The 24,106-nt window shown below is 48.1% G+C and carries 23 protein-coding genes; 12 read left to right on the top strand and 11 right to left on the bottom strand.

The annotated features are described in order from the left end of the window. Positions 1-163: 163 nt before the first annotated feature. The gene (locus AC1S52_RS14805) at positions 164-2,416 is read left to right on the top strand and encodes a glycosyltransferase family 2 protein (protein ID WP_482029793.1); all 2,253 of its coding nucleotides are present in this window, start codon (positions 164-166) and stop codon (positions 2,414-2,416) included. Positions 2,417-2,603: 187 nt separating this feature from the next. After that, entirely contained in the window at positions 2,604-3,080 is a 477-nt protein-coding gene (locus AC1S52_RS14800) for a response regulator (protein WP_482029792.1), read from the top strand. Between the two features lie 98 nt (positions 3,081-3,178). Here the strand turns inward: AC1S52_RS14800 and uraH are convergent, their stop codons facing one another. Both uraH and hpxO read right to left on the bottom strand, forming a co-directional pair. After that, entirely contained in the window at positions 3,179-3,541 is a 363-nt protein-coding gene (gene uraH / locus AC1S52_RS14795; protein ID WP_482029791.1) for a hydroxyisourate hydrolase, read from the bottom strand. 11 nt (positions 3,542-3,552) lie between these two features. Next, positions 3,553-4,713, bottom strand: coding sequence for an FAD-dependent urate hydroxylase HpxO (gene hpxO, locus AC1S52_RS14790; RefSeq protein ID WP_482029790.1), 1,161 nt, complete (start codon positions 4,711-4,713; stop codon positions 3,553-3,555). A 458-nt stretch (positions 4,714-5,171) separates the two neighbouring features. Here hpxO and rfbC point away from each other — a divergent pair, with 458 nt between their 5' ends. From rfbC to rfbB, 3 genes are all read left to right on the top strand, one after another. Then, entirely contained in the window at positions 5,172-5,717 is a 546-nt protein-coding gene (gene rfbC / locus AC1S52_RS14785) for a dTDP-4-dehydrorhamnose 3,5-epimerase (RefSeq protein WP_482029789.1), read from the top strand. A gap of 24 nt (positions 5,718-5,741) precedes the next feature. Continuing rightward, on the top strand, positions 5,742-6,815 hold the full coding sequence (locus tag AC1S52_RS14780) for a glucose-1-phosphate thymidylyltransferase (protein WP_482029788.1): 1,074 nt from the start codon (positions 5,742-5,744) through the stop codon (positions 6,813-6,815). Positions 6,816-7,058: 243 nt separating this feature from the next. Further along, positions 7,059-8,156: a dTDP-glucose 4,6-dehydratase gene (gene rfbB / locus AC1S52_RS14775; RefSeq protein ID WP_482029787.1), complete on the top strand. Its 1,098-nt coding sequence runs from the start codon at positions 7,059-7,061 to the stop codon at positions 8,154-8,156. A gap of 120 nt (positions 8,157-8,276) precedes the next feature. Here rfbB and AC1S52_RS14770 read toward each other — a convergent pair whose 3' ends face one another. Further along, entirely contained in the window at positions 8,277-10,067 is a 1,791-nt protein-coding gene (locus AC1S52_RS14770) for an iron uptake porin (RefSeq protein ID WP_482029786.1), read from the bottom strand. 117 nt (positions 10,068-10,184) lie between these two features. Beyond that, positions 10,185-11,276, bottom strand: coding sequence for an ABC transporter substrate-binding protein (locus AC1S52_RS14765; protein ID WP_482029785.1), 1,092 nt, complete (start codon positions 11,274-11,276; stop codon positions 10,185-10,187). A 373-nt stretch (positions 11,277-11,649) separates the two neighbouring features. On the opposite strand from AC1S52_RS14765, the gene AC1S52_RS14760 reads away from it, so the two are divergent. Together AC1S52_RS14760 and AC1S52_RS14755 are read left to right on the top strand one after the other, a co-directional pair. Further along, entirely contained in the window at positions 11,650-12,477 is an 828-nt protein-coding gene (locus AC1S52_RS14760) for an ABC transporter ATP-binding protein (RefSeq protein ID WP_482029784.1), read from the top strand. Between the two features lie 53 nt (positions 12,478-12,530). Then, positions 12,531-13,301 (top strand): ABC transporter permease, encoded by a 771-nt coding sequence (locus tag AC1S52_RS14755; RefSeq protein WP_482029783.1) that lies wholly within the window; start codon positions 12,531-12,533, stop codon positions 13,299-13,301. On the opposite strand, the gene AC1S52_RS14750 is transcribed toward AC1S52_RS14755, so the two are convergent. The 3 genes from AC1S52_RS14750 to AC1S52_RS14740 all read right to left on the bottom strand — a co-directional run bounded on the left by AC1S52_RS14750 (position 13,286) and on the right by AC1S52_RS14740 (position 16,798). Next, entirely contained in the window at positions 13,286-13,456 is a 171-nt protein-coding gene (locus AC1S52_RS14750; protein ID WP_482029782.1) for a hypothetical protein, read from the bottom strand. The two genes, AC1S52_RS14755 and AC1S52_RS14750, sit on opposite strands and share 16 nt — an antisense overlap. A 204-nt stretch (positions 13,457-13,660) precedes the next feature. Then, on the bottom strand, positions 13,661-15,112 hold the full coding sequence (locus AC1S52_RS14745) for a cation:proton antiporter (RefSeq protein ID WP_482029781.1): 1,452 nt from the start codon (positions 15,110-15,112) through the stop codon (positions 13,661-13,663). 240 nt (positions 15,113-15,352) lie between these two features. Then, the gene (locus AC1S52_RS14740) at positions 15,353-16,798 is read right to left on the bottom strand and encodes a uracil-xanthine permease family protein (RefSeq protein WP_482029780.1); all 1,446 of its coding nucleotides are present in this window, start codon (positions 16,796-16,798) and stop codon (positions 15,353-15,355) included. 692 nt (positions 16,799-17,490) lie between these two features. Between AC1S52_RS14740 and AC1S52_RS14735 the strand changes: the two genes are divergently transcribed. From AC1S52_RS14735 to AC1S52_RS14720, 4 genes are all read left to right on the top strand, one after another. Then, positions 17,491-18,066, top strand: a complete 576-nt coding sequence (locus tag AC1S52_RS14735; protein ID WP_482029779.1) for a hypothetical protein — start codon at positions 17,491-17,493, stop codon at positions 18,064-18,066. Positions 18,067-18,245: 179 nt separating this feature from the next. Beyond that, positions 18,246-19,043 carry a YoaK family protein gene (locus AC1S52_RS14730; protein ID WP_482029778.1) on the top strand — a complete coding sequence of 266 codons (798 nt, stop codon included), beginning with the start codon at positions 18,246-18,248 and terminating at the stop codon, positions 19,041-19,043. A gap of 123 nt (positions 19,044-19,166) precedes the next feature. Beyond that, positions 19,167-19,748, top strand: coding sequence for a hypothetical protein (locus AC1S52_RS14725; protein ID WP_482029777.1), 582 nt, complete (start codon positions 19,167-19,169; stop codon positions 19,746-19,748). A gap of 332 nt (positions 19,749-20,080) precedes the next feature. Beyond that, on the top strand, positions 20,081-20,563 hold the full coding sequence (locus AC1S52_RS14720) for a DUF4079 domain-containing protein (RefSeq protein WP_482029776.1): 483 nt from the start codon (positions 20,081-20,083) through the stop codon (positions 20,561-20,563). A 138-nt stretch (positions 20,564-20,701) separates the two neighbouring features. Here AC1S52_RS14720 and AC1S52_RS14715 read toward each other — a convergent pair whose 3' ends face one another. Beyond that, entirely contained in the window at positions 20,702-21,478 is a 777-nt protein-coding gene (locus AC1S52_RS14715; RefSeq protein ID WP_482029775.1) for an alpha/beta hydrolase, read from the bottom strand. Positions 21,479-21,589: 111 nt separating this feature from the next. After that, entirely contained in the window at positions 21,590-21,748 is a 159-nt protein-coding gene (locus AC1S52_RS14710; RefSeq protein ID WP_482029774.1) for a hypothetical protein, read from the bottom strand. Between the two features lie 315 nt (positions 21,749-22,063). Here AC1S52_RS14710 and AC1S52_RS14705 point away from each other — a divergent pair, with 315 nt between their 5' ends. Beyond that, positions 22,064-22,303 carry a 2Fe-2S iron-sulfur cluster-binding protein gene (locus AC1S52_RS14705; protein WP_482029773.1) on the top strand — a complete coding sequence of 80 codons (240 nt, stop codon included), beginning with the start codon at positions 22,064-22,066 and terminating at the stop codon, positions 22,301-22,303. A gap of 64 nt (positions 22,304-22,367) precedes the next feature. Here the strand turns inward: AC1S52_RS14705 and AC1S52_RS14700 are convergent, their stop codons facing one another. Both AC1S52_RS14700 and AC1S52_RS14695 read right to left on the bottom strand, forming a co-directional pair. After that, positions 22,368-23,087 (bottom strand): response regulator transcription factor, encoded by a 720-nt coding sequence (locus AC1S52_RS14700; RefSeq protein WP_482029772.1) that lies wholly within the window; start codon positions 23,085-23,087, stop codon positions 22,368-22,370. 24 nt (positions 23,088-23,111) lie between these two features. Next, positions 23,112-23,834: a response regulator transcription factor gene (locus AC1S52_RS14695; RefSeq protein ID WP_482029771.1), complete on the bottom strand. Its 723-nt coding sequence runs from the start codon at positions 23,832-23,834 to the stop codon at positions 23,112-23,114. Between the last annotated feature and the right edge of the window lie 272 nt (positions 23,835-24,106).

Below are 24,106 nucleotides of genomic sequence, written 5' to 3'. Positions count from 1 at the left end.
ATCCACAGAAACTCAATTATCCGTATCACGAAAGATTGCAATTCAATGTTCCCTGCGGTTGTTGATTGACCTGAAATCCCTCAAAAGGCAGAATTGTCTGCTTAACATTTTGTTAATAATCTAAAAGATTTTAGTTCGGTATCCTCCACTGCGGTGAATCTACGTGACTACCAGACAGATTAGACGAACTAAACCTTACTTATACAAGCTGATCCAGCAGTCCCAATGGGTAACTCTTTGGCTCCTGGGAATAGCAACCTGCTGCCTGGTAGTTTCCCTTGCCTGGTTTGCAGATGTTAGCGTTGTGACCCACCTCTTTGACCACTTAAATCACTGGCAACGGGATGCCGCCGAGTGGTTCCATGCACCTGCAAAGGATGCAGGCTGGAAGCTTTCCCTGGGATTGGTTGTAGGAGTGCAAGTCATTACTCGTCTCTTCCCCCAACCCAAGCAGTGGTCCCGATTTGTGGTGATCACGATTCTATTAGTGCTGATGACTCGTTACGTGCTGTGGCGATCGCTGACGACGCTAAACCTGTCTACACCACTGGATGGGGTGATCAGCCTGGGACTGTTTGCAATGGAAATGCTGATTGTCGCCAGTTACGGTATACAGCTTTTCTTTATGCTGCGGGAGCGCAATCGCCGTCATGAAGCGGACCGCTACTCTGTTGCCGTTGAGGCAGGCAGTTATATCCCTTCAGTCAGTATTCTGATTCCTACTTTTAATGAGCCGCCAGTAGTTTTACGGCGGACAGTGATTGGCTGTCAAGCATTGGACTATCCCCATAAGCAGGTTTACCTGCTGGATGATGGTAAACGGGACGACATTCGCCAACTGGCAGCAGAACTCGGCTGTCATTACCTGACTCGTCCGAGCAATCGCCACGCCAAGGCAGGCAACCTGAACCATGCGATCGCCAGGACCCAGAGCGAGTTGATTCTAGTGTTCGATGCCGATTTCGTCCCGACCCGCAATTTTCTGACCCGCACGGTCGGTTTTTTCCAGAACCCCCAAATCGGAATGGTGCAGACTCACCAGTACTTTTACAACGCCGACCCCCCTGCCCGTAATCTGGGTCTAGAAAAAGAACTGACCCATGAAGTCGAAATCTTTTCCCGCCATTACCAGCTCATTCGGGATGGGGCAAATAGCTCCCTGTGTTATGGCAGTTCCTTTATCGTTCGCCGTAGTGCCCTGGAATCTGTAGGTGGGTTTGTCACCAACACCCTATCGGAAGATTATTTCACCGGAATTCGTATTTCTGCCCAGGGATATCAGGTCATTTATCTGGATGAGAATTTGAGTGCAGGACTAGTTCCTGAAGGAATGCCTGCCCACATTGCCCAGCGCCAACGGTGGGCACGGGGAACCTTACAAGCCTTTTTCATCAAGTCCAGTCCAATGGCGATCGCTGGACTCAGTTTGCGTCAGCGGATTGCCCATTTAGAAGGGATTCTCCAGTGGCTCAATAGTCTGTGTCGAGCAGGCTTTTTACTGGTGCCTGTAGCAACGGTATTCCTGGGCATCATGCCAGTGGTTGCCACCATTCCTGATTGGGCATTTTTCTTTTTGCCTCTGTACCTGATGCAGTTTTCTACCTTTTCCTGGCTCAACCATCGTTCACGGGCGGCACTGATTTCTGATATCTATTCTGTGGTTCAGTGTTTTCCCCTCTCTGTAACGGTTGTACAAACCTTACTCAGCCCGTTTTCTAAGAGCTTCCAGGTGACACCGAAGGGAACCGTCACGACCAAAGCCGTGTTTCACTGGAAACTCGCCTGTCCGCTGATCGTAGTGTGGATATTGACGTTGTGTTGTTTTGTCTGGGAGGCTTATATCCTGGCAATGCATCCAGAATATTTGAGCCAGGAAACGACTCAATACTGGAAGTTTGGATTAATCTGGTGCCTCTATAACCTGCTGGTGTTAGCAATTGCCATTCTCTGTTTTATTGATGTTCGCAAACCAGATACCTGTGAATGGTTCGCACAACAGCGGACGGTGCAGCTACAAATCGGTCGTCAAGTGATTTCGGGAGTGACAACCCGGATTTCAGAAGCAGGCGCAGAAATTACCTTAGCTAAACCGGATAGTTTGTTTGAGCAAACAGATTGGACCCAAAATGACTCGTCCACCCTGGCGCAAACCCGCAAATTCCCAGTCAAGCTTCACTTCTCAGTTGAGCAACTAGATCTCCAGGCAACCGTTGCCCAGATAGACTCTAGCTCTGATAAACCAATGATTACCCTCCTGTTTGATCCTCTCAATCTGGTTCAGCAACGTCAATTAATCGAATTGCTGTTCTGTAACCCCGGACAATGGCAGCGTCAATCTGCACCGGGAGAATTAAGGATGCTATGGCTATTGTTCCGTAGCCTAATCCGTCCCCGTGCCCTATCAGAATTAACCTGAGAGAAGAAAGGAAAAGTGAGGAGTTGTTGGTTGTTGGTCGGTAGTCAGGTGTTAAGGGGTAGGAAATCGATTTACTTCACCAGAGTGTATCCAGTTTGTTACCTAAGATAGGTCTGTTAGGCATGGCTTGTCTTGTAAAACAGAATCAGGAGAACAACGTCCTGTTTTGTAAAGGACCTGGTGAGCCATGTATCGACTTGCGATCGTTGACGATAATGAGGCGTGGTGTTTTGTAGTTGCCCACCTGTTTGAGCAGCACGGTTACGCCGTTTCAACTTTTACTGAACCTTCTTCCTTTCTGCGAGAAGCCGAACAATTTGATATCGTCTTGGTGGACTTTTCGATACCGCCGCGTCGTTACCAGAAAGAAATGGATGGTCCGGACTTAATTCAGCACTTAAAGGAAACGCTGGCACAACCACCCCTAACGGTTTTGATCTCCGCCTTTTTTACTGAAGATATATTGCCAGATGCCAAGTCAATTTGTCCCCAGGCAAATGGCTATCTCAGTAAAGGGATGGGTTTGCAGGAGATTTTAAAGCAAGTAGAGCAAATCGTTGCTACTAGAATGCCGAAAGCCAACGCTCGTCCTCATTTCAACGTGAAGCATCGAGCTTCTAAGAGCTTTTCAGGCGATCGCGTATCTGCCAGAAGTACCTGGTAAATGGGGTAGCAGGTGATCAACGAAAATTAAGAGTTTTGAAGTGAAGTATTAGAGATAAAAGACAAGCCTCTCGGTGTAGCGGCTCAAATCTTGAGGAATCAACTACCCCGGTAAGTGCTATAGGACCAGGGTGAAGTTAACAACGGCACATGGTAGTGGGTAGTGGCATCGGCAATGCCAAACTGAATTGGAACCCGGTTCAAAAAGGGTATATCAGAGCTATTAGCTGATTTTTGAGCGAAATAGGCGCTGACCCCAAACACCAGTTCATAAATGCCGACCGTTAATTCTCCGTCTGTTAATAATGGAGCATCCGTGCGCCCATCCTGATTGGTTATCGTCGTTTTCAGCAATATTTTTTGTCCCGATCGCCGATCAACTGACCACAGTTCTACTGTCATACCAGCAGCAGGGCATCCGTGGGCAGTATCAAGGACATGGGTCGTTAATTTACCTGTCATCGGCTTTCCTATCATTTCATGGGTCCCGCCAGGATAATCTTAGCGATCGCATCCGTGACATCGGTAGGTTTCTCCCTTTCTAACTGGGCATACCACTGCTGAGTCACCGCTGGATCTTTTCCGTGAATCTGCTCGGCTCTTCGTCGCGCCTTCTCCACAACGGGATTTGCCCGCGCCATTCGCTCCGTTTCATAACGCTTCAGCGCATATTCTATGCCCAGGTTTGTAGTCGTCAGATAGTGCGTCAATACGAGCGCATCCTCTAATGCCTGACAGCCTCCCTGCCCTAAATCAGGACAGGTTGTATGGGCAGCGTCCCCCAATAAAGCGACACGACCCCGCACCATTCGATCTAACGGACCGACACTGTGGATCAACACCCGGTTTGTGGTTTCTGGATCAAGGCGCTGAATCAGCGATTGCACAGGTTCCGCCCAGCCTTGAAAGAACTTTGTCAAATCTGCTCGAATGTCGCCCGCTTCCTGTGCCAACTCTTTGCTCATCGGCACGTCAAAGAAAAAGTAGAAGCGATCGCCCCCCACGGGCATCATTGATGCCCGTTTATGTTCCCCCACATAAATGATCCACTGGTTCTTTGGAGCCAGATCCTCACTGGCTGGCACCAGTCCATTCCAGTTCACATAGCCCGCGTACTCTGGCTCTACCTCCTTTCCCAGCACATACTGACGCAGCACCGAACGGACACCATCTGCCGCCACCACCAGGTCACCCCTGGCTTCGTGCCCATTCTCAAAGAAGGCAGTCACTCCTGTTTCATCCTCCTGAACTGCCACACACCGGCATTCCAGCTTTACCTCCCCAGGGTAAGCCTCCAGCAACATCTGCTGTAAGTCTGTGCGGGCAACGGGATAGGGCCGCTGCCCAACTTCTTCTATCAGGGGAGTTAAATTAACATCATTCAAAAGCTCCCCTGTAAAGCGATGGTACTGCATCCCCTCCATCACCCCACCAATGTTCGCCATCCGGTCGCCTAACCCGAGGCGATTCAAAACCTTCACCCCATTGGACCAGAGCGAAATGCCCGCTCCTGCCGGACGCAACTCTTTCACCCGGTCATACACCTCGACCTCATACCCAGCCTGCCGCAGGGCAATCCCTGCGGTTAGCCCCCCGATCCCAGAACCTATGACAATCACCTTCAGGTTATTCACGTTTCTTACCTGCCAGAATGCTCAACAAGGTCGCCCACAAGCTCAATTCACTGTTTTATCATCCCACGCCATGCTTCTCCGTAGCCCCCAATGCCTTTTCTACGCAAATACAATCTACAGACCTTATGGGAGCCAGAGGTCAGGTGAACTTCTCTATAAGTTGGGTACTCTAAAACGGGTAGCAAGCTCCATCAAAAGTTCACAGAACTTAAACTGAATTATCCCCCCTTGAATCCTTGAAGATGCATACCAGACAGGCTTAAACCAGGTATTGATGTCTAGATTTCATTCCTTCACGAATTTATGTTTCAGTAAAGCCACCAGGGTTGCTCTGGAGATCTTTGTAGTAAAGGGCTATAAAACTTACAGTTTGATTTGAATTTGTATGGAAATCCCGTAATAGGTGAGTAACTTATAGTTGAACTTTTCATGAACTCAGACGTTTTGAGAGTGCTGGAATGAACATTTTGCCCACCGAAATTCCTGATGTTTTGATCGTTGAACCCCGTGTTTTTGGCGACGATCGCGGTTTTTTCTTTGAAAGCTACAATGCGCAAGCCTTTACTGACAAAGCAGGGATTACTGCCCATTTTGTCCAGGATAATCATTCGCGCTCTTGTCAAAATGTCTTGCGTGGGCTTCATTACCAGATTCAACACCCCCAGGGGAAACTTGTGCGGGCAATTGTGGGAACCATATTTGATGTAGCTGTAGACATTCGTCAGGATTCACCAACCTTTGGGCAATGGATTAGTTGCCTGCTTAGTGCCGAGAACAAACGGATGCTTTGGGTTCCCCCTGGGTTTGCCCACGGTTTTTTGGTGATCTCTGATTTTGCTGAAGTTTTGTATAAAACGACGGACTATTATGCACCGCAGCACGAGCGGTGTATTCTCTGGAACGATCCTGACCTGGCAATTGATTGGCCCCTGACCGCAGAACCTATTTTGTCTAACAAAGATCGGGAAGGAAAGCCGCTCAAATCTGCCGACGTTTATTCCTAACCTGGACCTTTCACGGAAATTCTCATGAAAGCAATCATTCTTAGCGGTGGTAAGGGTACACGACTGCGTCCACTCACCTACACGGGAGCCAAACAACTGGTTCCCGTGGCAAACAAGCCGATCCTGTGGTACGGGATTGAGGCGATCGTTGCAGCCGGTATTACGGATATTGGCATTATTATCAGTCCCGAAACCGGGGACGAGGTCAAGGCAAAGACCGGCGATGGTGAGCAGTTTGGGGCAAATATCACCTATATCCTTCAAGAACAGCCTGCCGGATTGGCGCACGCGGTTAAGGTCGCCCGCCCATTCCTGGGAAATGATCCGTTTGTTATGTATCTGGGCGATAACCTGATCCAGAGCGATCTGAATCCATTTTTGAACAACTTCAAAGATCAGCACATGGATGCACTGATCCTGCTGCGACCCGTAGCCAACCCTACGGCGTTTGGGGTTGCCCAGGTAGATGCTCAGGGGCGAGTCATGCACCTGGTGGAAAAACCGAAGGTGCCTCCGTCTAACCTGGCATTGGTGGGTATTTATTTCTTCGCTAATACCATTCATGAGGCGATTGATCGAATTCAACCGTCTGCCAGGGGTGAACTGGAAATCACCGATGCGATTCAGGATTTAATTAACGTACAAAAGCATGTAGAGGCTCGCCAGATCGAGGGTTGGTGGCTGGATACAGGGAAGAAAGACGATCTGCTAGAAGCAAATCAGATTATCCTCGATACCTGCTTGAAATCGGATGTAGCTGGTGAGGTTGATGCCCAAAGCCAAATTTTTGGGCGGGTCAAAGTGGGGACGGGTTCCCGATTGATCAACTGCACTGTGCGCGGTCCCGTCACCATTGGTCAAGACTGTCATCTAGAGAATTGCTTTATCGGTCCCTACAGCAGCATTGCAAATCAGGTATCGCTGATTGATGTTGACCTGGAGCACAGCGTGATTTTGCAAGGGGCAAAGGTTACCGGGATTCACCATCGGATTGTGGATAGTGTGGTTGGACAACGGGCACAGATTAAAGCGGCACCCCAGCGCCCCAAAGCCATGCGCTTTATGATTGGCGATGATTCCCAGGTTGAATTGGCGTAAGCAAGGGGGTAACACATCTGGCGAGCAGTCCATTAAGGGCTGTTAAAGGTTTTATCCAGATGCTTGCGCCCTAACTGAAGCCTGATGGCTCGGCTAAAACTTACAGCCATTTTCATGGGTGCCTGCCACACCGAATCCATTGTTTCGCATGAATCTAAAGGTATCGCCTGTGTGGCACTCGTCTGAAAACCGCTGTAAATTGTTGATTTCTAGCACCAGTGTGATTGTTTGGAGAGTATATCAGTGGCGGAACAGCAGCGTTTGACCAGGGAACCCCGCAAGATTTTGATTACTGGCGGGGCAGGGTTTATCGGTTCTAATTTTGTGCATCACTGGTGCGATCGCTATCCAGGCGATCGGGTGGTGGTGCTGGATGCGCTGACCTATGCGGGGAATCCCCAAAATTTGGCAGAACTGGAAGGAAAAGCCAACTTACGGTTTGTTCAGGGAGACATCTGCGATCGCCCTCTAATTGATGCTTTGCTGCAAGAAGAGGCGATCGATATTATGGCTCACTTTGCCGCCGAGTCCCATGTAGATCGGTCGATTCTGGGACCCGATGCCTTTGTCCGTACCAATGTAATTGGCACCTTTACTTTGCTGGAGGCATTTCGTCACTATTGGAATGCAAACAGTCAACCTACCCACTACCGCTTCCACCATGTCTCTACCGATGAGGTATACGGTAGCCTGGGAACCGACGATCCGGCTTTTTCGGAGACGACTCCCTACGCCCCCAACAGCCCCTACTCAGCTTCTAAAGCAGGGAGCGATCATCTAGTACGGGCATATCATCACACCTATGGTCTACCCACTCTAGTAACAAACTGCTCCAATAACTACGGTCCTTACCATTTCCCCGAAAAGCTGATCCCACTGATGTGCATCAATATTCTCATGGGTAAGCCGCTGCCCGTTTATGGGGACGGACAAAATGTCCGAGACTGGCTCTACGTAGGCGATCACTGTAGCGCCCTGGACGCGGTGATCCATCGGGGTCAGCCTGGTGAAATGTATAACATCGGCGGTAACAACGAGGTTAAGAACATTGACCTGGTCAACAAACTCTGCGACCTGATGGAAGAACTGGCTCCTGACCTACCTGTTCGCCCCTGTCATAAACTAATTACCTTTGTCAAAGACCGTCCTGGACACGATCGCCGCTACGCCATCAATGCCACCAAGCTGCAAACCGAAATTGGCTGGACTCCGGCTGAGACGGTTGAAAGTGGTCTGCGAAAAACAGTGCAGTGGTATCTGTCAAATCAAGATTGGTGGCAACCCCTACTCTCACCTGAGTATCAGGCTTACTACAAGCAGGTTTACAGCAACGTCGCCTAAAGCACTTTCCGCAGGGTAAGAAATTTACCCCCGATTAAGGACAAAAAAGTACCCTCGTAAAAAGTCAAGAATTGGCTTTTTACGAGGGTGAATGAGCTACAGAAACCAGAAAAAGCCAGACTAGAAGGAGAATTGAGTCCGAATATTTCCGACGAAAACCGTCGGGTTACTGTCAAAGTTGTTAGCATTCCATATCGTATAGAATGCAGGCACGATCGCAATATTGTTCGTAATGGGGTAGAAATAGGACACTTCTAGATCGTATTGGGTGCCGCCATCACCCCCACCCGACAGCAAAAAACGGCGACCGCCTAAATAGTCATAGGGCATGACAAATGAAATCACACCCAATGCCCCCTTTTTACCGAGGTCAGGGAAGCCCAAACCGACCTGAAAAGCCTGCACCCGGATATCGCCACCAGAACGGGCAGGGTTGACCGGGTTAATGTCCAGGTTGCCGTAGGAGTAGCGCCCAAAAATACCGAAGCCACTGGTAATCGTCCAATCAAAGTTAAAGATGAAAGTATTGGCTCCAGAATCCCTCACCCGTCCGCCAAATCCGTCATCCGCATAACCATAGGGCAGAGGCTCACCCACCGCACCACCAATAAACCCGTTATAGGGCTTAAGGCTGGAACGGGTATAGTGAAGGCGCAAATTGATATTTTTGGTGGGTGAATAAGCCAATTCCGCAGAAATCGTGTTGGAACTATTGAACAAGCCATCATTGGGGTTGTTTGACGTGTTAAATATGGCAGGGTTCAAAAATTCTGTGTTCTCTGCCATATAGCCCACCGTCAGCCTTAGAGGTTGGGCGATGTTCCAGGTCAGAACCGCCCCAGAACCACGATCCACGGCGTTTGACAATGTACTTCCATTAGAGTTGAAGCTGGTTGCCCCATTGAGGAAGAAGGTATAGCGGTTGTTGTCAAAGTAGCGATAAAAGTTGAGGCGAGGACCAATCGCAACCCGCACGTTGTTACCGACGGGAAAGGCATAAAACAACTCCCGCACAGAAACGCTACCTGCGGTAGGAACCCCTGTCTGATCCAGGAAGGGGGTGCCCCAAGAGTTGAAGAACCCTGCTGACACCAGTTGGTTAGCTGGCGAATTGCCATTACCTGACACCAGTTGGGTCACCAGCGAGTCTTTTCCGGTAAATGAGGTGGTGAAGTTAAGGAAGGTGTAGTAGCTAAGTGAGACTTGGGGCGCATCCCGCAGAACACGGGTGGGGACACCATTGACCCGCTGTGGAGGAGCAAGGGCACTACCGGGGGCAAAGCGGCTGCGTTCAGCGAGGATGTCTCCCGTTGGAAAGGCACCAGTTAGATTAAACCAGACGTTACCTGAGAGTTTGGTGGTCGTAGAGAATTGCTGTGCTTCCAGGGTGGCAGTGCGGACTTCCAGCGCATCGACTTTACCACGCAAAACTGCCAGTTCTGCTGCAAATTCCTCCTGGAGTCTTTGTAGTGCCAGCAGATCTTCTTTTTTTATCAGGTCACTGGTGGCAGCACTAATTAACTCAGTGATCCGATCGAGACAGGCGTTAACCCCAGCGGCAAATTCATACCGACTGAGGGCGCGATTGCCACGATAGGTGCGATCGGGATAGCCGACGATACAGCCATAGCGCTCAACCAGGGATTGCAATGCCTGGAATGCCCAATCAGTAGGTCTCACATCGGTTAATTGGGAAACCGATGTTACTTGTGGCATATCTTCAGTAGCATAATTTTCTGGAGCATGTAAGTCCACAGGATCTGACCCAAACATTGGTTCAATAACATTGGGGTCAGAAAGTTCAAGCCCTCTAGCGCCCCCGGCTGTGGATAGGCATAGAAAACCTGCTAAAGCGGGAGTCATCAGCAGAAGAGCCTTAAGCTGACTTGACAACTGAAAATTCTTATTCATCATCCTCACACCATTGAGCACAACACACAGACAAACTATGCGATCGCCTCCCACAGCCACGCAGAAGCCACAAGCATTGATGCAAAACTGTTGGGAAACCAACGCTAACCGTTCAACTTAAGACAGCGGTTTCCGTTCCGAAGCAGGCGGAAGTGCCCGTTCTGCCTTCGGCGGTAAGAAGCTATCATTGAACACTTGATCGATGGGAGGAGTTGGTAAGTTAAACCCTTTTGCCACCTGGGCAACCGTTTTCTCTAACCGGGCTGGATCAACCCCTCCCAAGCCAACCGACTCCACTTCCGGTGTGATGTAAAGTCGGTCGATCGCAATCTGTAACCGGAATCGCTCCGAATCCTTATCCATTAAGGAATCACCCGCCTTCACAACAGAGTCTAATCCGGCGGTTGGGTCTTTCAAGGTCTCTTGCAGTCCCTTGAAATAAGCTCTCAAAAACCCCCGCACCAGTTCTGGATTCTGTTCCAAAAAGGACTTCTTGACCAAAATGGCGTTGCCATAAAGTTCTAACCCATTTTCGCTGTAGTAGAAAATGTTGAGATCATCCAGGCTTTTACCTGCTTTTGCCAGCGATGGAACCACTGATGTGACAAAACCGCTGACCGCATCCACATCACCCTTTGCCAAAAAAGTTTCGCGCAGTTTAGGTTCCATCGTGATCCATTCCACCGAATCGGGTTGTACCCCAACCTCTTGAGCAAAAACGGGCCACAACTTGCGGGGTGCGTCTCCGGCGGGTGCGCCTAATTTTTTGCCTTCTAACTTCTTAGGCTGATCAATGCCGCTGGACTTGAGCGTAACGATAGAAAAGGGTGATCGGTTGTAAGGAACGGCAACGGCAACCACTGCATCATTGGGGTTCTTGGCGTTGAATTCAATTACGGAGTAGAGATCGCCAAATCCGATGTCAAACTGTCCGGCAGCAACTTTGGTGATGGTATCAGCAGAACCATATCCCCGCTCAATCGTGACATCCAGTCCTTCATTAGCAAAGTAACCATTCTGGATCGCGATCGTTAGGGGTGCATTATCTCCCTGCAACAACCAGGAAGGATTAACCTTGACGGCACGTTTTTCTTTTTTATCAGCGGTTGTGGCTGCACTGGTCGCTTCTGGAGAAGACGTAGTTGCCGTCGGTTGAGATTGGCAGGCACCCAGAACCAGCAAGCTGGAAGCTAATGCAAAAGATGTCAAACGGATGAACCAAATTCTACTCATCATAATATTGCTTAAGTCCGTAACAGCTTGCTGCGAATGTCAGTGGATAGAAATTGTGTACAAATCAAATCTGGGATCCTACGTGCCAGAATCTCACTGTAAACAGCCAAAAATGAAAACTGTAATCCCCTATACTTTTGATTCCCTGGGTAATTGGGATGCTGGCGATAACAATTAAGGCTTTTTCGCCTCAGTATTCGGTTTCATTGCTTAGTATCATTCGTGAGTTTTTGAACTTAAATCGTGTTATGGGATACATTTAATGATTTTCGTTGAAGAAAACGTGAGTTTGCCTTGCAACTATCGCATCGAAGCTATCGCATTGAAGTAATTAAGGAGGTAAGCGGTTATGGTTCAACCGCAGTCGCTGGATAGGTCAGCCAAAGTTGAAAAACCTGCCATTTTAGAATTCGATCGCATCGGTCTGGAATATCCTGTTAAAGGGGGAGTTCGCCAGATTATTGAAGAGATTACCCTTGCCATCACAGAAGGAGAGTTTGTTTCCTTTGTGGGACCGAGCGGCTGTGGCAAAACCTCGATTCTACGGATGGTGTCTGGGTTAGCCCCTGCCCCGATTGGAGAGATCCGGTTTCGAGATCAACGAATTACGAAACCTATGAAAAATGTTGGCATCGCCTTCCAAAATCCGGTCATGATGCCCTGGCGAAACACATTAAAAAATGTGATGCTGCCGCTGGAAGTGGTGCAACCCTATAAGCGGGAATTTAGAAATCCCAGGCGCAGGGAAGAATTTACCCGTTCAGCCCAGGAACTACTGGCAACGGTTGGACTACAAGATTTTCAGAACCAATTTCCCTGGCAATTGTCAGGCGGAATGAAACAACGGGCTTCCCTGTGTCGGGCGCTGATCCATCAACCAGAAATTCTGTTGTTGGATGAACCGTTTGGTGCGCTGGATGCATTTACCCGCGAAGAGATGTGGATGATGCTACAAGAACTATGGCTGCGAGTAAAATGCGTTTGCATTCTCATTACCCATGATTTGCGAGAAGCGGTCTTCCTTTCTGACACGGTCTACGTTATGGGACCTCGCCCCAGTTCGATCGTTTACAAACTCAAGGTGAATTTGCCCCGTCCCACCACGCTTGAGATGTTGCTGTCTGATGAGTTTAATCATCTGGTTGCGGATCTGCGTAGACATATTCATCGCAATTGAAAGAGGGGGATGCCTCGCTCTCTGCAACGCTTTAAAGCTTTATAGGATAATTTATGATTGATCTGGAAAAGTTTGCTCGGACAAAAACTGCCAGCATCGTTTTACCACTGGCTGCTACAGTTTTGCTATTTATTTTATGGGAACTGGCGGTCCAAATCTTAAAGATTCCAGCCTACAACTTACCAGCACCTAGTGCCATCATACAGGCGGCAGTGGATAAACAACAGGCACTGATTGAAAACTCTGCCCAAACCCTGTTCACGACATTAGGAGGGTTTGTTCTGGCAATTGTGGCGGGAGTTGTACTAGGGTTTTTAATTGGTTATTCACGAATTGCTTATGTAGTTCTTTATCCAATTCTGGTCGGTTTCAACACGGTGCCTAAAGTAGCCTTGGTGCCATTATTTGCCCTTTGGTTTGGGATCGGGACGGTACCTGCAATCCTGACAGCATTTCTACTGGCATTCTTTCCGATCGCTGTTAACGTTGCCTTAGGTCTGGATACGGTTGAGCCAGAAATGAAAGACGTGATGCGATCGCTGGGGGCAACCCAAGTGGAAGTGTTTCAGAAAGTAGGATTTCCCCATACCCTGCCCTACATTTTTGCATCACTGAAAGTTGCTATCTCATTGGCGTTTGTTGGAGCCGTCATTTCTGAGACGGTGGCATCTAACCGAGGAATTGGATACCTGATTGTCAGTGCCAGTTCAAACTTCGATGTGCCATTGGGTTTTGCAGGCTTGATGGTGCTGGCAGTGATGGGGACAGTTCTATACGTCTTCTTCGCGGTGATTGAGAAATATGTAATTTATTGGGCACGCTGATGCCCAGGTTTAAACCAGTTCCAATGACGGTAGTTAGGATGAATACGTCCTTCTGGCTCCCCATGACTGGATAACTCTACGTCATCAGGCATTTCCGCTTGTCCCTGGCTTCTCAATTGCTCCTGAGTTGCAAGCTGGCGATTCAAGAATTTCATCATTAACCTCCTTCAATAACGTTCGCGTTATTTCTGTGTCTTACGATACTATTCTAAATCCATTCAGAAGGTGAAGCCCTGAATCCCAGAGTATTGTCATGGTTTGCATATGAAACTGGGTGTTAAATATATATCTCAAGCCCCCGAAATCTCAAAGATTCCAGGGGCTTTGGTAAAAAGGATCGGTAGATATCCGTGCTAAACCTATTGGGTTTCAGACTCGACCAATTCTGGTTGCAATTCTGACTCGACTAAAACAGGTTCGGCAGTGCTGCCGTTAAGGCTAGAGACCGTGGTAAGTTCATCAGAGCTATCTGGGATAGCAAATGTCCAGCGCAGCATAGGTGGAGCCAGAAAGGTGGTTAAAATGACCATGACGATGATGGCAGCACTCAATGATTCGCTTAACGCTCCTGTAGCATCTCCGATCGCTGCAAATACCAACCCCACTTCGCCCCGTGGCACCATGCCAACGCCGATCGCCAGTCGGTTAATCCCTGGTTGACCAAATACGCCAAATCCGGTCACAACTTTACCGGCGATCGCAATCAAAATCAGAAATGAAGCCATAATCAGCCCCTCCCAATTCTCTGGGACGAACGGATTCAGCACACTAATATCAGTCCGGGCACCCACCACGACAAAGAAAACAGGCATCAGAACATCGGCAACGGGAGCCACCTGTTTCTGTAATTCCTCCCGCTTTTCGGTTTCTGCCAATACCAATCCTGCTGCAAATGCGCCTAAAATTGCCTCTAGATGAATCGTTGCCGAGATGTAGGACAAAATCAGCGCAAAAAATAGGGCAGACAGCAACACCTGTCCCCGCGTCTTCATCTGGTTAACCAGTTGGACGAAAAAAGGGTTGAGTAAACGCCCAACCCAAATGGCACCAATAAAAAACGCTGCCGCACTGAAAATTAAATAAACCACATCACGGACAACCACCTGTCCATCCCGCGCCAGTCCAGCAACCACTGCCAGCACAATGATGCCCAGCACATCATCAATCACAGCAGCACCGACAATAATTTGCCCCTCGCGGGTATTGAGCCGCTGCATTTCCGCTAGTACTTTAGCCGTGATGCCAATGCTAGTAGCCGTGAGGGCTGCTCCCGCAAAGACAGCGGGCACTGCCGGAATTCCAAACAACAGCATGAGTCCAGCGGTACCTAGAACGAGAGGAGTCACAACCCCAATCACCGCGACCACCGTAGACTGAATGCCAACCCGTAGCAGTTCCTTCAAATCAGACTCTAAGCCAATCTCAAAGAGCAGAACGACTACGCCCATTTCTGCCAGGACGGATATTACTTCCCTCTGGGATTGAAAGACATGGGAGAACGTTACCGGGTCCATATGGGCGGTCGCTTGCAGCAGATTCATGATCACGGAGTTACTTCCGGCTTCTCCAATGTCATTGAGAACCAGCAAGTGCAACGCAGAAATTCCCACCAGCACACCGCAGATGAGTTCACCCAGCACGGGCGGTAAATTGATTCGGGAGCAAATTTCGCCTCCCAGCTTACTTGCCAGATAAATCACCGCCAGACTAAGTAGTACTCCAGCCAGAACAATGGAGCTACTCTCTGCTTCGGTAGTTGCCAGAAGGGGAATCGGTAAGAGATGGAAGGGAATTAAGAAATCTGGATTCATGGATGGGTAATAGGGAAAGGATATTTGGGAATCAGAAATTCCGGATTGAGGGATGGAAAAACTGAGGAGAAAATTAAATAAATAACGAGATCTTAAAAATTAGAAAAATGAAATAAATTAAATAGTTTGAAGACTGAGGACAAAGGCGTAACCGACCTTGAACTCAGCCAATACTCACTGGATAACTGAAGATGCGAAGAGCCAAAGCCCCCCGCATCTCTGAATCGGCTGAATCAACAGTTAACTTTCAGCGGGTTCCACCGCTTCCATTTTGACGGGTTGAGGGCTTGTGCCATGAGGTAGCAGCCAGCTCAACAGAATGGCTGTTAGACCTCCGGTTGAAATGCTGGAGCCAAACAGGCTGTTGAAAATGGGCGGCTTATTGGCGAGGATTTCAGGGGCATAAACGACACCCAACCCCATTGCCAGGGAAACGGCAACAATAATCATGGAACGGCGATCGAGATGGGTCGAAGCCACAATACTTAGCCCTGCCACTGCAATGGAGCCAAACATGACTGTGGTAGCCCCTCCCAAGACAGGTTGAGGCATTGCCTGGAACACGCCACCCACAATGGGTACTAGACCGAGGACGGCAAAGATGCCTGCCACATAAAAGCCGACGTAGCGACTACCAACCCCTGTCATTTGAATCACTCCGTTATTCTGGCTAAAGGTAGTGTTGGGAAAGGTGTTTAACACCGCAGCAATCAACGAGTTCACACCATCGCCTAATACTCCTCCTTTAATGCGGCGAATATAAATCCCTCCCTTCACAGGCTCTCCTGAAACAGCCGATGTAGCCGTTAAGTCGCCCACTGTTTCAATTGCCGTTAAAACATAGAGCAGAATGAACGGCAGAAAGGCGGTGAAATCAAAACTCATGCCATAACGGAAGGGAATGGGAACCCTCACAATCGGCAGACTATTCAAAGCACTAAAGTTGACAAGTCCAAGGAACATAGAAACGAGGTAACCGATACCCAAACCGATCGCGATCGCGCCCATCCTCAGATAGCGATTACTGGAAACGGTCAGCAAAACAACAATTAGCAGAACCGATCCTCCCAATGCAAGGTTTTGAACACTGCCAAATGACCCGTCATTGGCTGCCAGTGCCCTGGGTCCGCCCGCCATGCTAACCACACCTGTCCGAATCAAGCTGAGACCAATGATCATTACCACTGTGCCAGATACAACTGGAGTAATGATCTTGCTCATCAAATGCAGAAAACGGCTCAAGATGATTTCGACAAAGGAACCAAAGAAACAGACCCCAAAAATGAGTGCCAGTGCTTGTTCAGGAGTTGCCCCTCCTCCAATAGCAACGGTTCCAACCCCAATGATAGGACCCAGAAATGCAAAACTAGTCCCTTGAAGGCTCAACAAACCCGACCCAACGGGACCAATCTTTTTGCATTGGATGAATGTGCAAAGACCGGACGCAAAAAGTGACATGCTAATGATGTAACTTGTATTAGCCGGATCTAGCCCCAAACTGCTGGCTATGATTAGCGGTGGAGTGATGATGCCTACAAAAGCAGCCAGCACATGCTGAAACGCTACAAAAAAAGATTCAGCTACTGGGGGTTTGTCATTTAAGCCATATATAAGTTCTGATTTAAACTGAGGTTCACTAGCCTCCTCTAGCTCTTCCAGCGCTATCTCATTATTTATCTGCGTCATGTTACTCTCCCAACCTACTCTGTTTTGACCTACGGTGTTTTCTACTTTGCCAGCCCCGCATTTGCTATCAACCGATAACAGACAGACGATCTGTATGCATTCAATCTCTGGCGATCCATTTAGTTAGGATAGGTCTAAGAAATTTCTGTGTTGTAACGTAAAGAACAAATCGTCCTCTGTAAAAGCAACGCTCTTCCCTGGCTGCACAACCAGAGTATGAAATTTACAACCCTGGCATCTATTCACACCTTTACCCCAAGACAACATTAGAGATCAGACCCAATGGCGCATCATCCTGATCCTGTGCAGGAGGGGGCGATCGCCAAAATCACAAAATAAAAACAAATTCCTTGCCAATACAAGAAATCTTGTATACGATAACTTACTGAATTGTATGCATTTTTATCGAGAGAGCAACTTGATCTCTACCCTATGGAATTGCTGAGCTGAAGACATAACTGCGGATAACCGTACTCAATTGGTAGCTGGAAATACCAATTTCATCAGTTTTCGCCTGTTTAATCAGTAAAGCTTGTTGGCAGATAACTGGTATGTCACGGGCGCGTAAATGGTTTGCAATATTTTGAATTTTGGAACTGGGATAACAGTCACCTTAGTTCCAAGATGTTTCTAAGACGGCTGCATAGCCAGTCTACTGAGTACCTAACAAAAAAAGAGGGGGTTACCTAATAATGCTCAAATTTCTTATTCAACAAGCCAAATGGCTAACTCTTTCAGTTGCCTTGGTTCTAGGTGTTTTGGTTGGTTTTCCCGGTGTTGCCCAGGCAGATAAAGCAACTCAGTTGCCTTCTTTGGGGATGTCTACCCTGGTCAATATCCCTGCTGGAAACACCCGACCGACTGCTGTGATTGCAGATATTAGCGCAGCCACTGATGCTGTGGAGAGCATCCTGGTAGATGCAGATGCCGAAGCAAAAGCAGCAGCGAAGGCAGCCAAAGCGGAAGCCAAAGCAGCGAAGGAAGCCGCCAAAGCGGAAGCTAAGAAGTTAAAAGAAGCCGCGAAAGCTGAGGCGAAGAAAGCCAAGGCAGAAGCGAAAGCGAAGGAAGAGGCGGAAGAAAAGGCGGAAGAGGAAGCAAAGGCACAGGCAAAGGCTGAAGCAAAGAAAACAAAGGAAGAAGCCAAAGCCAAAGCCAAAGCAGAAGCGGAGGAGATAGAAGCCGCCAAGTCTGAGGCAAAAGCTGAAGCAAAGAAAGCAAAGGAAGAAGCTAAAGCGGAAGCGACGGCGGAATCAGAGGAAGCCGATTGAGCCAGACCAGAGAGAGAAATGCTTCGCTATGGAGCTTTAGCCACCATCCTGCGATCGCTTGCCTAAAGCGCGAAAGAAGCTGGTGACATTTGTTACTACCCCGATGGGTTGCATTTGCTACCCTATCGCATCAATGCAACATATTGCAGCCTTTAAATTCTTCTAAATAAGGAGCGGCAATGGCGGTCAGTACCCGTACAGATGCACCATTTAGCTTAAGTGCTTTCCTAACTAGCGACGGACCCGCAGGCTTCTTGTTGAGCTGGGTAGCAGGGTTTGTTGATACCTCTGCGTTCATCATTCTATTTGGCATATTTACAGCTCATGTCACTGGCAACATTGCTTTAGCCGGTTCCTCGTTTGTCAGTTCTGATACAGAAACCACCATTACTCGTCTGTTGATGCTTCCTACTTTTATGGTGGCAGTTGCCCTCACCTCTCTACTGGCACGTTATGCCCGTGGCAAAAAGTGGTCTGTTTTTGCTGTGCTTCTAACGGCTGAAGCGATCGCGCTGGGGGTCTTTCTGGTGATTGGGATCACCCTGTCACCAGCTTTGTTTCTGGATGTGCAGGAGGAGTACATATTGCCAATCGGCATGGCGGGCGTTGTCGCAATGGCAATTCAGAATGCTTTGATGAAGGAGTCAAAGGGAGTATTCAAGAGCTATATTCCCACTACAGTCATGACCGGAAATACCACACAACTTACGATTGATCTGGTGCAGTATGTGAGTGCGAAACTCGCCCAACCATCAGAGACGATGCCAGATCCAGTGGCTGAAGCTGAAGAAGCCCTTGAGCGCCTAAGCCGCTTTTTTCCAGTGATTGCAGGTTTTGCTTTGGGCGGGTTTGGGGCAGCCTACTTTATTCTGGTTTCAGAAACCTGGTGGAGCCTGATGTTTCCCTTGGTGATTGTTTCAGGACTGGCGATCGCAGCTTACGTTCAGCACAATCGGAAGTCTTCAATGGGTTGTTAGTCGTTCGTAATTGAGTGACCGCCAGCCAATTATTGAACGATTTTGACGATGAGAACCAATCACTAATTTGGTTTCCAAAGCTCAACTCATTAGAAGCGCATTCACAACTAGGAGAATATTCCCATGAAACGCTTGTTTGTTTCGGCTTTTGCCTGTTTGATGGTTCTGCTAAACTGGTTTTCTGCAAATCCAGTCCAGGCGCAACCTTTGGGCATGGTTTCATTTCCGGGTTTACCGATTGCAGAAGCAGTCGAAGGCACAGTGGATTTTATTAAGAAACTAGAGGCTGAGGTACTGCCTCAATTAGAAAGTATTTTGACCGCTGAGCAGCGTGACCAGTTCAAATCTGCGATCGCAGATGGAACCAGTTTCCGTAAAGCATTTAAGTCACTCACGCTCACGCCGGATCAGAAATCTCAATTGGGAACTCTGCTGAAATCTCTGCCTAAGAAAGATGCTTTTGCTTCCTTAACTCCAGATCAAAAAAAACAGCTCTTTATGAAGAAGAAAGAAATGTTTATGCCAACCCCAGAGGAGATTGGTGAAAAGATCAGTGCCGGAATGAAGGCAGGGCAGGAAAAAGCTGGAGAGTTTGCAGCAGGTGCCAGCAAAAATGAGTTTATGCCCTCACCGGCAGATATTGTTGCAAAAATCACAGCGAAGATGAAAATGATGCAAACCAAGTTTCAACCAACCGCAGAGTAAGGAATGAGAATTACAGCGATTTTCAGATGAGTAAACCACAATTGCGTGTGGATGAGTAAATGGGTGAATGGGTGAGTGTGTGGCTTAGACAACCGGAAACGGCTGTAAATAACATCCAAACACAGTGTCATTCTGAGCAAACCGTTAGTGTAGCCTGCCGAGGGCTTACGAGAGCTTGCGTCAATCTGTCTACCATTCCTAACCCCTAACACCTGACACCTAAAACCTGATTTTTACAGGGGTTGCCAACCTTACGCCCCAGTCTATTAGCGCGTCACTGACCACTCTCCCTAACCCCTTTCTTTACCTATTCGTTTGTATCCTCAACGCCTATGAATACTGAGTTTTCACCAATTGTAGAGTCACTTATTGCGTTCACTCACCCGATCCTGATGCTAGGAGCATTGGCTGGAGCGCTTTATGCTCTTTATCTTGGAGTTTTAGCCAGAAGAACGCGGAACACCGATGCCGAAACCCGAAAGCAACTGATCAAGGGAAAGTACAACCAGAAGCACTTTCAGGTTGGTTCAATTCTGTTAGCCATTTGGGTTATTGGTTCGGTGGGTGGCATCGCCGCGACCTATGTGCTTTACCACAAGCTCTTTTTCAGTTCCCATCTCGTTGTTGGGTTAAGCACCCTTTGCTTTGCTGCTTTTGCTGCTGCTTTTGCACCCTTAATGCAGCAAGGTAAGGAATGGGCAAGGCTGTTACACATTACGTTTACCAGTTTGGTGCTTGGCTGCTTTCTGGCTCAAACCTACACTGGCTTACAGATTGTCCAGAAAATGCTGAGAGAAATACTCGGTACCGCTTGATTGGCTCCTGAAAGGAATGGTTTAGGTAATGGGTGGTTGAGTGGTTAAGTCGAATGAAAACTTTAGCTCTGGGACTTCTTTTGAGAAATCCCAGAGCTTGAATTTATTGATTGATTTGCCCATTTATTCGCCTACACTTTAGGCATCAATCAACAACCAGCGCATGATATCGGGAAGCTGCCGTTGCCATGCAGTTTCGTGGTGAGGTTCACCGTCTGCGAGTTCAAATTGCAATTCGTGACCGTGGTAACCCAGTTTTTTCAGATGTTCGTAAAAATCACGATTGATAGGGGGATAGTCTAACCAAACGCCATTGAAGGAGTATTGTTCGGATCCACCCACATAAATATAAATCTTTGACCACTGTTCGCTTTTGCGGTCCCACAGACTAAACATCTGCCCTTTGCCAAACAAACCTTTGCCCCACATCAAAGTAGCAGAGAGGCTACCAATCCGACCAAAAACTTGAGGATAGGCTTTACCCATGTAAAGGGTGATCAACCCGCCCATACTAGCTCCCATCACGCCAGTCCATTGCTGTTCTGGGCGAGTGCGGTAGGTCTTGTCGATGTAGGGTTTGAGACTTTCAACAACAAATTTGGCAGTGCGATCGGCGCGCCCACCAATCCAGGGCGAGTATTCAGTGAAGCGATCGCTCGTATGGTCAATCCCAACAATGATCCAGGGAGGAATGGTGCCTTCATAGGCAAGCTTATCCATTGCCCAATTAGCACACCAGGTATCATATACGGCAGATTCTGGATGGGCAAAAATGTTTTGTCCATCAAACATATATAGAACTGGGAACTGCTGGTTGGGGTTATGGTCGTAGGCATCGGGGGTATAAATCCGAACAGTGCGGTTGATGCGTTCACCGGGAGAGTAGAAGTCGCGCAGAATATGAATATGACCCATAGTGCATCCGAATTGATAGCGTGTTGTCGTGAGGGGGCATTCCAGGAAACACAGGGAGATAGCGGCTTGACCATCATCATCCCAAGATAGATTCACTTACGACTGACAAATTCAGGAAGGCGATCGCTCAATTTTGGGCGAAATCCGACTCTTGCGCTTAGATAGAGACTGATTTGAAGTCAAATCGCTTAACTTCAATAAGCCTGGTAGCAGAACCCAAGCCATATCCTCTGGGAAGGCTTTGATTTTATTAAAGCTAAACTGAAGCATAGGGTAGCTTATAGCGTTCTTATTTGGATTGTGAGAAAGGGGATCCCAAGGGGAACACTTCTCACAAAGCCTCTGCTTCTCGGACCTAATTTAGGAGTGCTATATGAGATTCAATGGTGATAGGGTTTTTGAGATGGTTTGCAGAAAAATGCTTGCTTTTGTTCCAGAAAAAACAAAATAAGCGCACCTGAATACTCTGGCGCGCTTATTATCCCTAACCCTTTCGGTGCAACGTACCCGTTTGTCCTTGATTCATACAGTAAAGGGTAAGTATCAAAAAGCTCTTTCCGTTTAGATATTCTTTAGAATTCCATTATGAGTGTCTGTATTCACTTCCTGCCTGATGATGTAACCATTGAAGCCGAGCCTGGAGAACCCTTATTACAAGTGGCTGCCCGTGCCGGTATTAGGATCCCTACTGGATGCCTGATGGGTTCCTGTCATGCTTGCGAAGTCGAGATTGACGGGGAAGAGTCGATTTGTAGCTGCATCAATGCCGTCCCACCTGGGCGATCGCACCTTACGATCAACCTCTACAGCGATCCAACCTGGTAGTGGGGTAGTTGAGAGTTTTGAGTTAGAAATATTGGATTTCTTCACTCTCAATTTTTCACTCGCCCTAAGCACTTCCATCCTGCGGTGGTGGTGCCGCCTCAAACTTGTAACCAACCCCGCGAACCGTATGAATCAGCATCGGTTGGCTGGTATCGGTCTCAATCTTGCGACGAATTTGCCCAATGTGGACATCCACCACTCGCGGGTCACCAATAAATTCGTGCTCCCAAACGCCTTGAATCAGTTCAGCTCTGGTCCATACCCGACCAGGATGGCTTGCCAGGAAATAGAGCAGCTTAAATTCCAGTGCTGTGAGGTCTATCAAGTCATCGTTCAGCTTGGCTTCATAGCGTACCGGGTCGATCTCCAATCTGCCAAACACAAGGGATTTTTGTTCTAAAGACTTGCGATCGCGAATTCGCCTCAAAATTACTTCTACCCGAACGGCCAGTTCCTCCAGGTCAAAGGGCTTCGTCATGTAATCATCTGCCCCCTGGGAGAGCGATCGCAGCCGAATGGTTTGATCGGTCTGGCTGGTCAGCATCAGAACACACACGTTGGTACTATCTTGCATGTCCCGGCAAAGCTGAGAACCATTCACATCTGGCAGGTTAATGTCTAGAATGACCAGATCAGGGTCAAACTGTTTAAAGAGCGTCATTGCGCTCTTACCATCCTCAGCCGCCTGTAACTGGTAACTTTGTTTAGTACCCAAAAATCGGCAAATTAGATTTCGGATTGCCGGGTCGTCTTCAACAACAAGAATTTTTTTATTAGAGTCCATAGCCATCCTATCCATTCACCCGCATCAAGAAGCGGACTCCTGCTTTACATTACTGGGAGCTTCAAACTTATATCCTACCCCTCGAACGGTCTGGATCAGGGCTGGCTGGCTGGTATCAATCTCAATTTTCTTGCGAATTTGCCCGATATGAACATCCACCACGCGCTGGTCACCGACATACTCATAATCCCATACTTCCTGAATTAGTTCGGCTCGTCGCCACACCCGACCTGGATGACTTGCCAAAAAGTGCAGCAGGTCAAACTCCAATGCCGTCAGGGGCACAATATCACTATTCAGTTTAACTTCGCGCCGAACCGGATCAATTGCCAGTTTGTCAAATTGCAGGCATTGTTGTTCAGCCGTAGTCACAATACGCTGCCGCTTCAAGATAGCTCCGACCCGGACCCCCAGCTCACCCAGGCTAAAAGGCTTTGTAATGTAATCATCTGCTCCCTGAGAAAAGCCTTTGATTTTGTCAGCCTCATCCGTACGACTAGTCAGCATTAATACAAAAACGCCGGTACGTTCCTGCATTTCTTTACAGAGGTTATAGCCATTGGCATCAGGCAGATTGACATCCAGGATGACCAGGTCAGGATTAAACTGCTCAAAGACTACCATCGCAGTCTTGCCGTCTTCAGCAGACTCCATTTGATAGTTTTGCTTAGTCAGGAAGCGATAGATCAAATTTCGGATAGCAGGATCGTCATCAACTACAAGAATCTTGGCAGGAGCCATAGCCATAACCTTGCGTTTAGGAGGAGGAACGGTGAACAGTTGACTTGGGAAACCGAATGTTCAGCAGAAATTGCACCGCAAAAGAATCAGGTCAGTTAAGTATCCAATATTCTAGACAATTGTCAGCGAGTTGCTCGATCAAAACCATTCTCCGCGATGGTGACATCGGACTCCAAATAGTTATCATCATACAGAGAATAAATCCTGGTATCAGCAATAGTATGCCCCAGGTTGCCCAAACCTATCTCAACAATTGTTTGGTTTCCCTACAATGGCTT

The organism is Kovacikia sp. CALU 1929 (assembly GCF_056784235.1).
Note: the sequence above shows the minus strand (reverse complement) of the source record. Positions and strands in the feature narration are given on the sequence as shown.

Bases quoted from the DNA above. Each gene is read 5' to 3' on its own strand.
- rfbC (WP_482029789.1), top strand. From the start codon at position 5,172: ATGAACATTTTGCCCACCGAAATTCCTGATGTTTTGATCGTTGAACCC.
- AC1S52_RS14715 (WP_482029775.1), bottom strand. From the start codon at position 21,478: ATGGGTCATATTCATATTCTGCGCGACTTCTACTCTCCCGGTGAACGC.
- AC1S52_RS14700 (WP_482029772.1), bottom strand. From the start codon at position 23,087: ATGGACTCTAATAAAAAAATTCTTGTTGTTGAAGACGACCCGGCAATC.
- AC1S52_RS14730 (WP_482029778.1), top strand. From the start codon at position 18,246: ATGGCGGTCAGTACCCGTACAGATGCACCATTTAGCTTAAGTGCTTTC.
- AC1S52_RS14770 (WP_482029786.1), bottom strand. From the start codon at position 10,067: ATGAATAAGAATTTTCAGTTGTCAAGTCAGCTTAAGGCTCTTCTGCTG.
- AC1S52_RS14710 (WP_482029774.1), bottom strand. From the start codon at position 21,748: ATGCTTCAGTTTAGCTTTAATAAAATCAAAGCCTTCCCAGAGGATATG.
- AC1S52_RS14745 (WP_482029781.1), bottom strand. From the start codon at position 15,112: ATGAATCCAGATTTCTTAATTCCCTTCCATCTCTTACCGATTCCCCTT.
- AC1S52_RS14735 (WP_482029779.1), top strand. From the start codon at position 17,491: ATGCTCAAATTTCTTATTCAACAAGCCAAATGGCTAACTCTTTCAGTT.
- AC1S52_RS14800 (WP_482029792.1), top strand. From the start codon at position 2,604: ATGTATCGACTTGCGATCGTTGACGATAATGAGGCGTGGTGTTTTGTA.
- uraH (WP_482029791.1), bottom strand. From the start codon at position 3,541: ATGACAGGTAAATTAACGACCCATGTCCTTGATACTGCCCACGGATGC.
- AC1S52_RS14725 (WP_482029777.1), top strand. From the start codon at position 19,167: ATGAAACGCTTGTTTGTTTCGGCTTTTGCCTGTTTGATGGTTCTGCTA.
- AC1S52_RS14740 (WP_482029780.1), bottom strand. From the start codon at position 16,798: ATGACGCAGATAAATAATGAGATAGCGCTGGAAGAGCTAGAGGAGGCT.
- AC1S52_RS14760 (WP_482029784.1), top strand. From the start codon at position 11,650: ATGGTTCAACCGCAGTCGCTGGATAGGTCAGCCAAAGTTGAAAAACCT.
- AC1S52_RS14695 (WP_482029771.1), bottom strand. From the start codon at position 23,834: ATGGCTATGGCTCCTGCCAAGATTCTTGTAGTTGATGACGATCCTGCT.
- AC1S52_RS14755 (WP_482029783.1), top strand. From the start codon at position 12,531: ATGATTGATCTGGAAAAGTTTGCTCGGACAAAAACTGCCAGCATCGTT.
- AC1S52_RS14705 (WP_482029773.1), top strand. From the start codon at position 22,064: ATGAGTGTCTGTATTCACTTCCTGCCTGATGATGTAACCATTGAAGCC.
- AC1S52_RS14780 (WP_482029788.1), top strand. From the start codon at position 5,742: ATGAAAGCAATCATTCTTAGCGGTGGTAAGGGTACACGACTGCGTCCA.
- AC1S52_RS14750 (WP_482029782.1), bottom strand. From the start codon at position 13,456: ATGAAATTCTTGAATCGCCAGCTTGCAACTCAGGAGCAATTGAGAAGC.
- AC1S52_RS14720 (WP_482029776.1), top strand. From the start codon at position 20,081: ATGAATACTGAGTTTTCACCAATTGTAGAGTCACTTATTGCGTTCACT.